This window comes from Corynebacterium sp. HMSC063G05 (assembly GCF_001810555.1).
GTDB classification, from domain to species: domain Bacteria; phylum Actinomycetota; class Actinomycetes; order Mycobacteriales; family Mycobacteriaceae; genus Corynebacterium; species Corynebacterium jeikeium_D.
Window position 1 is genome coordinate 34,602 of record NZ_KV801851.1, and the last position, 14,031, is coordinate 48,632.

13 protein-coding genes and 1 tRNA gene are annotated in these 14,031 nt (G+C 59.3%); 9 read left to right on the forward strand and 5 right to left on the reverse strand.

Annotated features, from left to right (window positions below):
* Positions 1–20: 20 nt before the first annotated feature.
* The 5 genes from HMPREF2751_RS06485 to HMPREF2751_RS06505 all read left to right on the forward strand — a co-directional run bounded on the left by HMPREF2751_RS06485 (position 21) and on the right by HMPREF2751_RS06505 (position 4,008).
* Entirely contained in the window at positions 21–473 is a 453-nt protein-coding gene (locus HMPREF2751_RS06485) for a MarR family winged helix-turn-helix transcriptional regulator (RefSeq protein WP_070437896.1), read from the forward strand.
* A gap of 169 nt (positions 474–642) precedes the next feature.
* Entirely contained in the window at positions 643–1,845 is a 1,203-nt protein-coding gene (locus HMPREF2751_RS06490; protein ID WP_070429338.1) for an ABC transporter substrate-binding protein, read from the forward strand.
* 30 nt (positions 1,846–1,875) lie between these two features.
* Positions 1,876–3,051, forward strand: coding sequence for a FecCD family ABC transporter permease (locus tag HMPREF2751_RS06495; RefSeq protein WP_070546782.1), 1,176 nt, complete (start codon positions 1,876–1,878; stop codon positions 3,049–3,051).
* A complete protein-coding gene (locus HMPREF2751_RS06500) occupies positions 3,051–3,842 on the forward strand; it encodes an ABC transporter ATP-binding protein (protein WP_049194111.1) in 792 nt (263 codons plus the stop codon). The genes HMPREF2751_RS06495 and HMPREF2751_RS06500 overlap by 1 nt, the downstream gene beginning before the upstream one ends.
* Before the next feature lie 93 nt (positions 3,843–3,935).
* Positions 3,936–4,008, forward strand: a tRNA-Arg gene (locus HMPREF2751_RS06505).
* Positions 4,009–4,204: 196 nt separating this feature from the next.
* Here HMPREF2751_RS06505 and HMPREF2751_RS10930 read toward each other — a convergent pair.
* The 5 genes from HMPREF2751_RS10930 to HMPREF2751_RS06525 all read right to left on the reverse strand — a co-directional run bounded on the left by HMPREF2751_RS10930 (position 4,205) and on the right by HMPREF2751_RS06525 (position 8,420).
* Positions 4,205–4,762, reverse strand: a complete 558-nt coding sequence (locus HMPREF2751_RS10930) for a pirin-like C-terminal cupin domain-containing protein (protein ID WP_246823172.1) — start codon at positions 4,760–4,762, stop codon at positions 4,205–4,207.
* Complete coding sequence (locus HMPREF2751_RS10935; RefSeq protein WP_246823174.1) at positions 4,722–5,228, reverse strand: pirin family protein; 507 nt, start codon at positions 5,226–5,228, stop codon at positions 4,722–4,724. Before HMPREF2751_RS10935 ends, HMPREF2751_RS10930 begins: the two co-directional genes overlap by 41 nt.
* 92 nt (positions 5,229–5,320) lie before the next feature.
* Positions 5,321–6,049, reverse strand: coding sequence for a LutC/YkgG family protein (locus tag HMPREF2751_RS06515; RefSeq protein ID WP_076771929.1), 729 nt, complete (start codon positions 6,047–6,049; stop codon positions 5,321–5,323).
* Between the two features lie 2 nt (positions 6,050–6,051).
* The gene (locus HMPREF2751_RS06520) at positions 6,052–7,632 is read right to left on the reverse strand and encodes a LutB/LldF family L-lactate oxidation iron-sulfur protein (protein ID WP_070595720.1); all 1,581 of its coding nucleotides are present in this window, start codon (positions 7,630–7,632) and stop codon (positions 6,052–6,054) included.
* Positions 7,632–8,420 carry a (Fe-S)-binding protein gene (locus HMPREF2751_RS06525; protein WP_070595721.1) on the reverse strand — a complete coding sequence of 263 codons (789 nt, stop codon included), beginning with the start codon at positions 8,418–8,420 and terminating at the stop codon, positions 7,632–7,634. The genes HMPREF2751_RS06520 and HMPREF2751_RS06525 overlap by 1 nt, the downstream gene beginning before the upstream one ends.
* A 213-nt stretch (positions 8,421–8,633) precedes the next feature.
* Here HMPREF2751_RS06525 and argS point away from each other — a divergent pair, with 213 nt between their 5' ends.
* The 4 genes from argS (at position 8,634) to thrB (ending at position 14,028) form a co-directional block, all read left to right on the forward strand.
* A complete protein-coding gene (argS, locus tag HMPREF2751_RS06530) occupies positions 8,634–10,286 on the forward strand; it encodes an arginine--tRNA ligase (RefSeq protein ID WP_049194104.1) in 1,653 nt (550 codons plus the stop codon).
* Positions 10,287–10,351: 65 nt separating this feature from the next.
* The gene (lysA, locus tag HMPREF2751_RS06535; protein ID WP_049194100.1) at positions 10,352–11,770 is read left to right on the forward strand and encodes a diaminopimelate decarboxylase; all 1,419 of its coding nucleotides are present in this window, start codon (positions 10,352–10,354) and stop codon (positions 11,768–11,770) included.
* Positions 11,767–13,101 (forward strand): homoserine dehydrogenase, encoded by a 1,335-nt coding sequence (locus HMPREF2751_RS06540; protein ID WP_016422448.1) that lies wholly within the window; start codon positions 11,767–11,769, stop codon positions 13,099–13,101. Before lysA ends, HMPREF2751_RS06540 begins: the two co-directional genes overlap by 4 nt.
* Positions 13,102–14,028 (forward strand): homoserine kinase, encoded by a 927-nt coding sequence (gene thrB, locus HMPREF2751_RS06545; protein WP_049190091.1) that lies wholly within the window; start codon positions 13,102–13,104, stop codon positions 14,026–14,028.
* Positions 14,029–14,031: the final 3 nt, after the last annotated feature.

A 14,031-nucleotide genomic window follows, 5' to 3' on the forward strand; every position in this document is an offset into this window, starting at 1 on the left:
CACCATTAGCCTAGAGCAGTATGAACTCATTTGAATGGCTGAGTGATGATGAACAGCTCTTTTGGCAGTCGATGGTAGCTGCTTTTCGCGAGGTAGAGCGCAATATCGAGCGAAGCCTACGCACTCGAACCGGGCTGACGTTCGCGGACTTTACCCTGCTCATCGCTCTGCATGAGGTAGAGGATGGGATTCTGCATGTTGACAAGATTTGTGATCGACTGAAGTGGAACCATCCCCGCGCGCTGCTGCATACCAACAGGTTGGAAAAGCGCGGATTTATTCACACCGAAGACCACGGCGAAGACCCGGACTCGGATTATGTCGTCGTCTTAACAGGCGTTGGTCGGCACGTGTTTGCCGAGGCGGCGCCGGATTATGTAGACACTGTTCGCCAGGAAGTTATTTCACCACTTGCTAATGAAGACCGCGAAGTGATGCTGAGGTGCTTCCAGTCGGTTCTCGAAAGGAAGTAAGACTTCCACGCCCTGCTAGTAAAACAACCACTAGCAGGGCGCTTTTTTCTCTACGTTTCAAGCTGTAAGGTAAGGCGTGCCTAAAGCAAAGGGGTGACTGTTCACTTCTCTTTGTGCACCCTAAGTACTAAAAATTACGCAGAAATAAACAAGGCAGAAACTGAAACGCATGAGAGTCAATATTTTCGCCAAGGCTAAAACCGCGCCAAAGACCAAAACTCTGGCCGCAATCGGGTGTGCAGCGCTGAGCTTCGTCGCTACAGCATGCGGTGCGGACGCAGAGTCGAACGAGGCTGCCGACAACAAAGGAGAACTCACTGTCACTGATGTCGCAGGTCGCACTGTGACCTTCGACAAGCAGCCAGAACGAGTCGTGCTCGGTGAAGGCCGCGCCATGTTTGTCACCGCGATGCTTGACCAAGAAAACCCGGGTGACCACGTTGTCGCCATGGGCAGCGATTTGCATTCGGGCGCACCGTCGTTTGAAACCAAGCTTTTCGAGACGAACCCCGAGCTGAAAGACATGCCGACCATCGGCAATATCGCCAAGGGCGATGTCACAGTTGAAAACCTCATCTCCCACGACCCAGACGTGGTCGTCATGACCCTTGACCACAAGAAGGCCGCGGAGCAGTCCGGTTTCCTCACCAAGCTCGATCAGGCAGGTCTGAAGTACGTATTCACCGACTTCCGGCAAAAGCCCCTGGAGAATACCGCCAAGTCCGTCGAGCTCCTCGGCCAGATCGTCGATGAGCAGGACAATGCCAAGAAGTTCACCGACTTCTACACAAAGCGCGTCAACGAGATCACCGAACGTGCCGCCAAGCTCGAAGACAAGCCAAAGACCTTCGTCTGGCGAGCAGCCGGTCTCAAGGATTGCTGCTCGACCGTCAACAAGTCCAACCTCGGTGACCTTGTCACAGCAGCCGGCGGTGAGAACCTCGGAGACAGCCTCCTCGACACCGAATCGGGCGACGTGACCGCAGAGAAGGTCCTGTCCGTCCAGCCGGAGAAGATCATCGCCACCGGTGGTTCTTGGGCGCTCGATCCGAAGAAGCCGGAAGTGCTGCCACACGTCGAACTCGGCTACACCGCCACCCCAGAGACCGCACAGCGCACTCTGGAAGGCCTGCTGAAGACTCCGGGTTTTGACACCCTGACCGCGCCGAAGAAGGGTGATCTGTACGCCGCCTTCCACCAGTTCTACGACTCGCCGTACAACGTCTTCGCGCTCGAGCAATTCGCCAAGTGGATTCACCCAGAGGAGTTCGCTGACCTCGACCCGGTCGCTGACTTCGCCAAGTTCCACAAGGACTACCTGCCCTTCGAACTCAGCGGCACCTTCTTCACCGCGCTGGAGCCGACCAAGTAACCCATCTTCCACCATCGAAGAAGGAATCCGATGACTTACACCAATCTGCACGCTCCCGCGTCAGGGCTTGACGACGAACCCCGCGAGCCCACCTCCACCAACGACAGTGGCGGTCAAGAGTCGCAGCCCGCCACCGAACAGCACGAGTGTCCGTCGTCAAGCACGACCTACGACTCTGCGCGACAGTACCGACGACGCTCCGCCCGGAAGATTGCCGTTATTGCGGTGCTGGTGGGGCTGGCCGTGTGCGCGTTTGTAGTAGCGACGATCGTGGGGCCGATGTCACTGAGTGTGGGGGATGTCGTCCGGGGCATCGTGAGCCCGAATGATGTTGACGAAACCACTCGTACGGTGCTGTGGAAGCTGCGCCTGCCTGCATCAGTGATGGCAGTGCTGATTGGTGCAGCGCTGTCGCTTGCCGGTGCACAGATGCAGACAATCCTCGACAACCCACTGGCGGAGCCGTTTACCCTCGGTATTTCGGCTGCAGCGGCGTTCGGTGGGGCGGCATCGATTGTGCTGGGCTGGGTGATCATTCCGCATGCGCAGTTCAACCTGGCGGCCGTGGCCTGGGTATCATCCGTCATCGCGGTGGCGATTGTGGCGGCGGCGTCGGTATGGCGCGGCTCGGGTAAGGAATCGATGATTCTGCTGGGTATTGGTCTGGTGTTTCTATTCCAAGCGCTGTTGTCGCTGTTGCAATACCGCGCGACTACCGAGGCGCTCCAGCAGATTGTGTTCTGGACGATGGGCTCGCTCCAGCGCGCGAACTGGGTGGCCAACGGCATTATTGCGGCGGCACTGCTGATCGCCATTCCGTTCACCATTCGCTATGCGTGGGCGCTGACGGTGCTGCGACTTGGCGATGCCCGCGCAAAAGCCGTGGGCATCAATGTGGATAGGCTGCGCATTGCGACGCTGATTGTAGCCTCGCTGCTGGCGGCAACCGCAGTGGCCTTTGCCGGCATCATCGGCTTCATCGGACTGGTCGGTCCACACATTGCGCGCATGCTGGTCGGTGAAGAACAGCGCTTCTTTGCCCCGGCATCGATGGCGGCAGGCGCGGCGCTGCTGGCGGCAGCTCATGCGGTATCCATCACGGTGGTGCCGGGTGTGGCAGTGCCGATTGGCATCATTACCGCAATCGTCGGTGTCCCATTTTTTGTTGGCTTGGTTTTCCTGCGTAAGAGGACGGTGTGGAACTAATGGGCGTATTTCTCGATGTCAACGAAGTAGCTGCAGGCTATGGCAAGCGGAAGGTGCTGCGCGGGGCCTCAGTACGCACGCTGAAGCCCGGTACGGTGACGGGTTTGCTCGGGCCAAACGCTGCGGGCAAATCCACACTGATGACCACTCTGGCGGGGATTCGAAAGCCCATGTCCGGGGAGATTGCACTGACCCGTGACAATGAGCGGGTCATCGGCTCCGAACTGCGCGATGTGGTGGGCTACGTGCCGCAGGATCTGCCGGCTAGCGCCTCGCTGACCGCATTCGAATCGGTACTGGTCTCTGGTCGGCGCGCCGGGCGTCTGCGCGTGCGCGGCTCCGAGATTGAGCACACGGCGGAGGTTCTCCGGAAGGTTGGTATTGAGCACCTTGCCGACCGCTTCGTCGGCGAGCTCTCCGGCGGTCAGCGTCAGCTCGTCGCCGTCGCGCAGATGTTTGTCCGCGATCCCGAGGTCATGCTTCTCGACGAACCCACCTCCGCCCTCGACCTGCGCCACCAGGTGGAACTCCTACAGCTCGTCCGCGCGGAGGTCGCCTCACGGAGCTCCTTGGCGCTCGTCGCAATCCACGATCTCAATCTCGCAGCCCGCTACTGCGATGAGCTTGTCATGCTTCACGACGGCCACGTGGTTGCCCAGGGGAGTCCTGCTGACGTTCTCACACCGGATCTTTTGGCCCGCGTCTATGGAATTCGAGCCCGCGTGCTTAATGATGGAGGCGTTCCTGTGGTGTGTCCTATTGAGGAAGACCAGGTTTCTGAGGCCGCATAGTGCGGATTTGGCTGGGGTGCGGGGCATTTCGCTAATCGCCCCAGCCAAGTGGTAACATCTCTTCTCGTTGCACTTGTTGTACTTGTGCCACACGCCCCCGTAGCTCAGTGGATAGAGCGCCGGTTTCCGGTACCGAAGGTCGGAGGTTCGACTCCTCTCGGGGGCACGTCTTATCCCTTAAGCGGTTAGGTTCGATTAGATTCGCCTGGTTGCTTGAGGGATTTTTGTTTCGGGTGTACCTGGCGGAAGCGGGCCAATCCGAGTTACTGACTGCGTTTATGACAAAAATGACCCAAAAAAATGGCCTGAAAGTGTCATAAACTCACACAGTTTCACATGTGCAGCCCGTCGGGGGATCCCGGTTAATTGACCGGGCGACGAACCGTACCGTCCGGATAGCGGGCAAAGCGCCCCTCTTCAAAGGGTGCAACCGGATCGTTGGAATCAAACCGCCATGCGCCGAACTCGCCACGCTGGTAGGCATCGAATGCCTCAACGAGCTCTTCGCGGCTATTCGCGACAAACGGGCCATGCTGATACACGGGAGCGCCAATTGGTCGGCCTTGGAGCATGAGCGCGAAGGCCCCCTCGTCACCTGCAGAAATGTCCAGTGCCTCGGTTGAGCGCAGCACTGCGCCCTCTTGCACCAGCGTTTCGCCCTCGATAGTGAGGCTGCCGCGTAGAGAGTAGAGAGTCCGAATTGTCTCGGCATGTTTGGTTGGTGGCAACGTTAGCTGTGCGTTCGGCTGCAAACGCAGCACCCACACGGCTACATCGGAATCTGGTGCAGCGGCCCAGGATTCCGGTGGTGGAGCAAGCGGCTGAGTATCGCCGAATGCGCCCGCGATGACCTTTATGTCGTAGCCGTGGCCATTGTCATCAGTGCCGGTGACATGCGGAGTGTCTTCTGCCCAGAACATCTGGAAGTGCGGCTTTGCCCCCCTTGCCTTCGGGCGGCAGGTTCAGCCAAATCTGAAACATGTGGTGAGGATTGGGGCCGTCGTTATGCAGAAGCGGGAACATTTCAGCATGCGCAGTGCCTGCGCCGGTGGTCAGCCACTGAGTGTCGCCATCGCCGTAACGAGCCTGTGCACCTTCGGAGTCGGTGTGGTCGACGTAACCTTCCTCGACAATCGAGATAGTTTCAAAGCCGCGGTGTGGGTGGGAGGGGAAGCCGGGGACGGTTGTGCCGTGGTACATGGACCAGCCGTCCTTGCCGGAAAAGTCCATGCCGATATTACGGCCGAGCAGAGAGGCATCGGGAGCCATAGTTTGGCCCTTGGCCTGTGGATATAGGTCATAGTGGTGGACGGCAAACAGGAATGGGTCCATACCTGGAAGCTGCGGATTATCGGATACGGAGAATTTTTGAATGATTGCGCTCATGACAGGCTCCTTTGGCTAGCTAAATTCATCATCCACAACAAAATGTTGGCGTGTCAATCAAAAATGCTAGCCAAGGACCGACCCGACTGTCTCTACTCAGCAATAATCACAATCAGCGTGCGCGGCCCGTGGACACCTTCGACTCGGGCAAGCTCGATGTCCGAGGTCGCAGAAGGCCCCGAAATCATGGTGATCGGAGCGGTGGGATCACTCTCGCGTAGACGGGAAAATGCCTCCGGAATGCCGTAGACGACCGTGGAAGCAGGGACAACGCAGATGTGAATATCCGGCACCAAGGTCAGCGCGCGGCGGCCAGAAGTAGCCGAACCGTCCAGGAAAATGGTGCCGGTCTCGGCGCAGGTGACAGCAGAGCTGGTGACAATCGCATCGAGCTCGTCCAGCTCTTCGGCGGTGAAACCGGTATCGACGCGAATCTCGGTAGTGGCCTTACCTCCACCAGACTCCAACCCCGCAACCCACTCGCGGTCTAGACCCTCGGGAATACCAATCAACGACGCCCCGACATCAGCAATTGCCTTCTTCACAGCCTCATTGATGTCGGTTGCCGAGCTGCCACAGCGGCGCACGTCGGCTTTGTAATCGGCGATGCGTTCGTCGGCAAGCGAAATAATCTCTTTGGCCGTCAGGTCGGAGGAGCGCTCGTAGTCGCGTGGGATGTCGAAATGCGCGCCGGGCTCGCCAGGGATGATGCCCACGTCAGAGGCCAAATCACGGCCTTCGAAGGCGATTTTCTGAGCATTGCGGATACGCTCGAGGATTTCGCTCTTGGCAATGTTTGCGGATGCTGAGGAGTGGGACATCGCTAGGCCTCCTTGCCGGATGTGTCGGACGAGTCAGATTGATCAGAACCCGATAGCCCATTAATCTTCGACGGAACCTGATTGGCCGATTCGCGGGTCAGCTGCGCCGAGAAATCCTTCGAACCCCACAGTGAGCGGAACGGCTTCTTCGGCGGAACCGGGGTATCACGCGCATCCGACCACCCGCTGAGGAAGAGCGGCAGGGCGTGAATCTCGCCGTCCTTCAAACCGAGTACGCGGGCGAGGGAGGCCATCTTTGCGCTCATATTCCAGAGCTTCTGATTGCCCATGATGAACCCGAGCGTGGCAAACAGCTTGCCCTCCACCGGCGGGCGGTGTTCCGTGACCTTACGGTGGCGCAGCTCCAGCAGTGCCGCAGGGATGTCAATTCGCACCGGGCAGACCTCAAAGCAAGCCCCGCACAGCGAGGACGCATAGGGCAGCGAAGCATTCGGATCATCGTAGGAATCCATGCCAGTGAGCTGCGGGGACAAAATCGCACCAATCGGGCCCGGGTAGACCGAACCGTAAGCGTGCCCGCCCACGTGTTCATAAACAGGGCAGATATTCAGGCATGCCGAGCAGCGAATGCACTTCAGCGCTTCACGCCCAATCGGATCTGCAAGAGTGGCCGAGCGCCCATTGTCCAGCAACACAATGTGGAAATTCTTCGGGCCGTCGCCGTCGGTCGTTCCCGTCCACAGAGAGGTGTAGGGATTCATACGCTCGCCTGTCGACGACCGTGGCAGTAGCTGCAAGAAGACTTCCAGATCCTGGAAGGTGGGAAGCAGCTTCTCAATACCCATCACCGAAATCAGTGTTTCCGGCAGTGTGAGGCACATACGGCCGTTGCCCTCAGATTCGACGACGGCTACCGTGCCGGTTTCGGCCACACCGAAGTTGGCGCCGGAAATCGCAACCTTGGCCTCCATAAACTGCTCGCGCAGGAACTTGCGGGATGCCTCGGCGAGATCGGCCGGATTGGCTTTCAGGTCCGGGTCGACTCCTGGGATTCCATTGAGGAAGATCTCGCGGATATCTTCGCGATTGCGGTGGATAGCAGGAACCAGGATGTGGCTCGGCATGTCGTCGGCAAGCTGAACGATGAGTTCCGCCAAGTCGGTTTCGCGGGCGGTGATGCCGGCGTCGGCAAGTGCTTCGTTCAAGCCGATTTCCTGTGTGGCCATCGACTTAATCTTGACGACCTTTTCTTCGCCGGTCTCTTTCACCAAGTCCGTGATGATGCGGTTTGCCTCGGCGGCATCGCGCGCCCAGTGGACGTGACCGCCGGCATTCGTAACTGACTCTTCAAACTGCTCCAGCAGTTCCGGCAGACGCGCCATAACATCGCGCTTGATGTGGCTGCCCGCGAGCCGCAGCTGCTCCCAGTCATTCTTCTCGGCTACGACATGCGCGCGCTTCTGACGAATCGAACGCGTGGCATGACCGACATTTTCGCGCATGCGAGTGTTCTTGAGCTCCTCGTGCGCTGCGGCCGTGAACCCGCGCGTACCGCGCAGATGCCCGACGTTGTGCGGCGCGCGGGGAGGAAGGGCTGGCATGCCGACGTTAACTGCGACCATTACTGTTCACCTCGCAGGGAAGCTTCTTGGCGGTTGTGCACATCAAACGGGGTCTCCTTAGTGGAGGCCAGAATCTCGGCCATATGGATGGCGTGCACGCCAGAGTCCTGGCGACGCAGCGCGCCACCGATATTGAGCAAGCAGGAAGCATCGCCAGCGGTGACGAACTCCGCTTCCGTAGCGCGGATATTGGCTGTCTTGTCGGCAACCATTGCAGCGGAAGTCTCCGCATTTTTCACCGCGAAGGTGCCGCCGAAACCGCAGCACTCCGCCGCGCCGGGCAGCTCGCGCAGATCGATTCCATCGACTGCGCTGAGCAGCCGCCACGGACGGTCACCCACCTTGAGCACCCGCAAGCTGTGGCAGGTGGAGTGGTAGGTCACTGAGTGGGGGAAGTAAGCACCGACATCAGTCACACCAGCGACATCGGTGATGAACTCGGAGAGATCTAGCGTCTTGTTCGCGCAGGCCTGTGCCGCGTGGACTTGGGCACGGGTACCGTAGCGGCCCGCAATCATCGGATGCTGGTGGCGAACGGCGCCGGCGCAGGAACCGGACGGGGCGACAACGTAATCAATCGAGGAATCTGCAAAAGCATCAGCGTAGGTGTCCAGCTGAGGAAGGACTTCCTTCTGGTACCCGGTGTTGACGTGCATTTGGCCGCAGCAGGTTTGTTGTGGTGGAAAGACCACATCGCATCCTAGGCGCGTGAGAACTCTGGCGGTCGCACTCACTGCATCTGGAAACATCATGTCCCCGATGCAGGTCGCGAAAAGTGCTACTTTCACGGTCGCTCCAAAATGGGTTGAGGGGTAAGGCAATAATTTCCTACCTGAATGCTACGCCTAGACCCGGATTAAATCTGTTCTCAACCTGAATTCGGCTGGATCGTGAAAGCGGTGTAGGACAGCCGGAGGCGGTGGCCTGCAGATACCCCTCAAATCAATCTTTTGGTGGCTGATGTTTCCACGACCGCGATTGACCTAATAGGATAGGCAATCGTGAATCCTGCTGATCTTGCTGTACTAGTCCGAAAAGTCACCGTCGAGGTTTTGACTGCCCACGATGCCGATGTCTCTATCGTGCCGGAAAACCCGACCGTCGAGCGTCCGCGTAACCCTGAGCACGGCGACTACGCAACCAATATCGCCATGCAGCTGGGCAAGCGCGTCGGCATGGTGCCGCGTGACTTGGCAACTGAAATTGCCACAGCGCTCGGCGCTTCTGAGGGCATCGATGAAGCAACCATCGCAGGCCCGGGCTTTATTAACATCCGCCTGGCCTCCGATGCCCAGGGCAAGATCGTCGAGGACGTCCTGGCAGCGGGGGAGAAGTGGGGTCATGCCGACTTCAACTCCAACCTCGACGTGAACCTGGAGTTCGTCTCCGCAAATCCGACCGGGCCGATCCACCTGGGCGGTACTCGCTGGGCAGCAGTCGGTGACGCTCTCGGTCGTGTCCTGTCCGCCACCGGTGCCAAGGTCACCCGCGAGTACTACTTCAATGACCACGGTCGCCAGATTGACCGCTTCTCCGACTCCTTGGTTGCCGCCGCTCGCAACGAGCCGACTCCGGAAGATGGCTACGGCGGAGAGTACATCCGGGACATCGCCGCTGCTGTGCTGGAGAAGATCCCGCAGGCACTCGAGGGCTCTGAGGAAGAGGTCCAGGAGCACTTCCGCGCCATCGGCGTGGACATGATGTTCGAGCACATCAAGAAGTCTCTGCACGAGTTCGGCACCGATTTCGACGTTTACTTCCACGAAAACTCGCTGTTCGAGTCCGGTCAGGTGGAAGCAGCTGTCAATTCCCTGAAGGAAAACGGCAAGCTCTACGAAGCTGACGGCGCATGGTGGCTGAAGTCCACCGATTACGGTGACGACAAGGACCGCGTGGTCATCAAGTCCGACGGCGACGCAGCCTACATCGCAGGTGACATCGCCTACGTTAAGAACAAGTTCGACCGCGGCCACAACCTGTGCATTTACATGCTGGGTGCCGATCACCACGGCTACATCGCACGTCTGCGTGCCGCCGCTGCAGCGCTCGGCTACAACGCCGATGGCGTCGAGGTGCTCATCGGTCAGATGGTCAACTTGCTTCGCGACGGCAAGGCTGTCCGGATGTCCAAGCGTGCGGGCACAGTGGTCACCTTGGACGACCTGGTTGAGGCAATCGGCGTCGATGCTGCTCGCTACTCGCTAATCCGTTCCTCCGTGGACTCCAGCCTGGATATTGACCTGGGGCTGTGGGCTTCGCAGTCCAGCGACAACCCGGTCTACTACGTCCAGTACGGTCACGCTCGTCTGTGCTCAATCGGTCGCCGTGCCGAAGAGGCCGGTGTGACCAGCGAAGGCGCTGACTTCTCCCTGCTGGTAGAGGACCGCGAAGGTGAGCTCATCCGCACTATCGGTGAGTTCCCGGCCATCATCAAGTCTGCTGCTGACCTGCGGGAACCACACCGCATTGCCCGTTACGCTGAGCAGCTTGCCGGTGTCTTCCACCGCTTCTACGACACCTGCCAGATCCTGCCAAAGGCAGACGAAGAGGTATCCGAGCTACACCGTGCTCGTCTCGGCCTGGCTGAGGCTACCCGCCAGACGCTGGCCAATGCTCTGCAGCTGCTCGGTGTTACTGCACCTGAGCGCATGTAGTCGAACGCGCCCGTAAAACTACACCCCGTTGCTCCGCCCGGGTAACGGAGAAAGAGAGCTGTTTCGTGCCTATCGACGGCAATGGTTTCGAACTGGGTGGCTACACCCGACCCGACTCCACCCAATTTAATGAACTACCAGCGCATGTCTGGCCAACTACCGCCCGTCGTCGGGGCGCTGACGAAGAGAATCCCGGCTCGGTGGAAATTGGTGGCGTGAGCCTGGTCGACATTGCCAAGGAGTTTGGCACTCCGGTTTTTGTCGTCGATGAGCAGGACTTCCGCTCTCGCTGCCGCTCGATGGCCAAGGCCTTCCGCGGCGCGGAGAATGTCCACTACGCATCCAAGGCTTTCCTGTCGAAGACCATTGCCCGCTGGGTAATGGAGGAGGGGCTGCATCTCGATGTCGCCTCGGGCAACGAGATGGCTATCGCTCTGGCGGCGGGTTTCCCAGCCAAGGACATGACCTTCCACGGCAACAACAAGTCCACCGCTGAGCTGCGTGATGCTATCTCCGCTGGCGTGGGCAAGATTGTGCTTGACTCCCGTTCGGAGCTGCGTCGCCTGTCCCAGGTGGCGGCTGAAGCAGGCGTGGTGCAGGACGTGCTCGTTCGCGTGAAGCCCGGTGTGGAAGCGCACACCCACGAGTTCATTGCTACTGCGCATGAAGATCAGAAGTTCGGCTTTTCCCTCGCGTCCGGTTCGGCGCTGGAAGCTGCCAACCTCGTAGAAGAGGACGACAATCTGCGCCTGGTTGGTCTGCACTGCCACATCGGCTCCCAGATTGTCGATTCCGACGGTTTCATTCTCGCCGCCGAGCGCGTGTTCTCACTGGTGGAAAAGCTGGTCGAACGCCACGGCACTGAAATCTCGGAACACTTCAACACCCTCGACCTCGGTGGCGGTTTCGGAATCGCCTACACCGCAGGCGAGCAGCCCCTCGACGTTGCTCCGCTTGCCGACGAGATCCTCACTGCCGTAGACAAGCTTGCGCAGCGTATCGGCATTGCGACTCCGACAGTGGCTGTTGAACCAGGTCGTGCCATCGTTGGCCCGTCCATGGTCACGGTGTACGAAGTGGGCACTTTGAAGGATGTGACCATCGATGACGGCATGACCCGTCGTTACGTATCGGTCGATGGCGGCATGAGCGACAATATTCGTCCGGCGCTTTACGGCTCGAACTATGATGGTCGCGTTGTTAATCGCGAGGTGTCCGGTTCCAGGATTCCCACCCGCGTCGTCGGAAAGCACTGTGAATCGGGAGACATTCTGATTAACGATGCGAACTACCCGAACGACATTGTCGAGGGTGATCTGTTCGCGCTCGCTGCTACTGGGGCATACTGTTACGCAATGGCCAGCCGCTACAACATGCTGACGCGACCACCAGTAGTGTCGGTATGCGATGGTCAAGTGACCCAAATATTAAGACGAGAAACCGTACAAGACTTACTAAGCCTGGAGTGTGAAACGCCACGATGACTGCCGCAACGAATAATCCTGGAAAGGGCGAGGGCCACAAAGTTGGTGTCGCTATTTTAGGTCTTGGCACAGTCGGTACTGAGGTTTACCGCCTGCTCAACGAGAAGGCTGAGGACTTCGAGCGCCGCATCGGCGGACCGGTCGAGGTCGTTGGTATTGCTGTGAGCGACAAGACCAAGCCGCGTCCGAATGTGGATCAGGATCTTCTTACCGACGATGCTTTTTCGCTGGTTCAGCGCGATGACGTTGACCTGGTAGTCGAGGTCATCGGCGGCATTGATTACCCACGTCGCGTTGTGCTGGAGGCACTGCGTGCCGGCAAGTCGGTCGTGACCGCCAACAAGGCACTCGTCGCCGCTCACGGCGAGGAGCTCTCTGAGGCTGCCGATTCCTCGGGTGTCGACCTGTTCTTCGAGGCAGCTGTGGCTGCAGCTATCCCGGTCGTCGGGCCGCTGCGCCGTTCGCTGGCCGGTGACACTGTCAATAAGGTCATGGGTATTGTCAACGGCACTACCAACTTCATCCTTGATGCGATGGACTCCACTGGTGCGGACTACGACGAGATGCTGGCAGAGGCCACCCGCCTGGGTTACGCCGAGGCCGACCCGACTGCAGACGTCGAGGGCCACGATGCCGCTTCCAAGGCAGCTATTCTGGCCAGCCTGGCATTCCACACCCGCGTGACTGCTGATGATGTTCACTGCGAGGGTATTACCGAGATCACCGCTGACGACATCGCAGCCGCCAAGAGCGCAGACTGCACCATTAAGCTGCTGGCTACCTGTGAGCGGGTTACGGACGAAAATGGCAAGGAGTCCATTTCCGCCCGCGTGTACCCAGCGCTGATTCCACGTCGTCACCCGCTGGCAACTGTGCGTGAGTCTTTCAACGCTGTCTTCATTGAGGCCGAGGCCGCTGGTCGCCTGATGTTCTACGGCAACGGCGCTGGTGGTAATCCGACCGCCTCCGCAGTGCTCGGTGACCTCGTTGCAGCTGCTCGCAACATTGTCCACGGTGGTCGCGCACCGGGAGATTCCACCTACGCTAACCTGCCGATTCTCGACTTCGGTGACGTTCGCACCCGCTACCACATCGACCTGCACGTCGACGATCGCGTCGGAGTGCTTGCCGATGTCGCTCGTACCTTCTCTGATCACAACATCTCCCTGCGCACCGTCCGCCAGGAAGAGGGCGCCAACGGCGCTCGCCTGGTCATCGTGACCCACAAGGCACTGGAGAAGGATTTGGAAGCAACGGTCGATGAATTGCGCGCCAACGACGCGGTTTTGGCCGTCAACAACGTCATTCGTATCGAAGGAATGGATATCTAAATGGCACAGGAGCTTTTCCCGGGTCAGAAGGTCACCGTCACGGTTGCAGGTTCGTCAGCGAACTTGGGCCCGGGCTTCGACACCCTGGGGTTGGCAGTTGCGCTCTACGACATCGTCGAGGTCGAGGTCATCGAGTCCGGTGTCGTCGTTGAAATTCACGGCGAGGGCGAAGTCGACCTGCCGCGCAACGAATCTAATCTGGTTTTGCGCGCGATTCGCGCGGGCCTTCGCGCCGCAGGAGTCGAGGCACCGGGGCTGAAGGTTATTTGCCACAACACCATTCCGCAGTCGCGCGGTCTAGGCTCTTCCGCAGCCGCCGCCGTTGCTGGTGTCGCTGCCGCTAACGGTCTGGCGGGCTTCCCGCTTACCGATGACCAGGTAATCCAAGAATCCTCGGTATTCGAAGGCCACCCGGATAACGCTGGCGCATCCGTTCTCGGCGGGGCAGTGGTCAGCTGGACTGACAAGCCTGTCGATGGTCGCACCGCACCTCAGTACCGAGCAGTGAGCATTCCGGTGCATGAGTCCATTCAGGCGACCGCACTCGTACCGGCATTCCACGCCTCCACGAATGCAGTCCGTCAGGTGCTGCCGAGCGATGTTTCGCATGTCGACGCTCGTTTCAATGTCTCCCGTACTGCGGTTATGACCGCAGCGCTGCAGTCCCACCCGGAACTGCTGTGGGAGGGAACGCGAGATCGCCTGCACCAGCCGTACCGCTCCGACGTGCTGCCGGTGACCGCAGAGTGGGTCAACCGCCTGCGCAACCGTGGCTACGCGGCATTCCTCTCGGGTGCTGGTCCGACCTGTATGGTTCTGGGAACTACTGCAGTAGATGAGAAGATCTTGGACGATGCCCGCGAGGCTGGCATCAAGGTCATGGAGCTGGGAATCGGTGAGCCGGTTAAGGTCGTGGTCGACGGCTAAGCC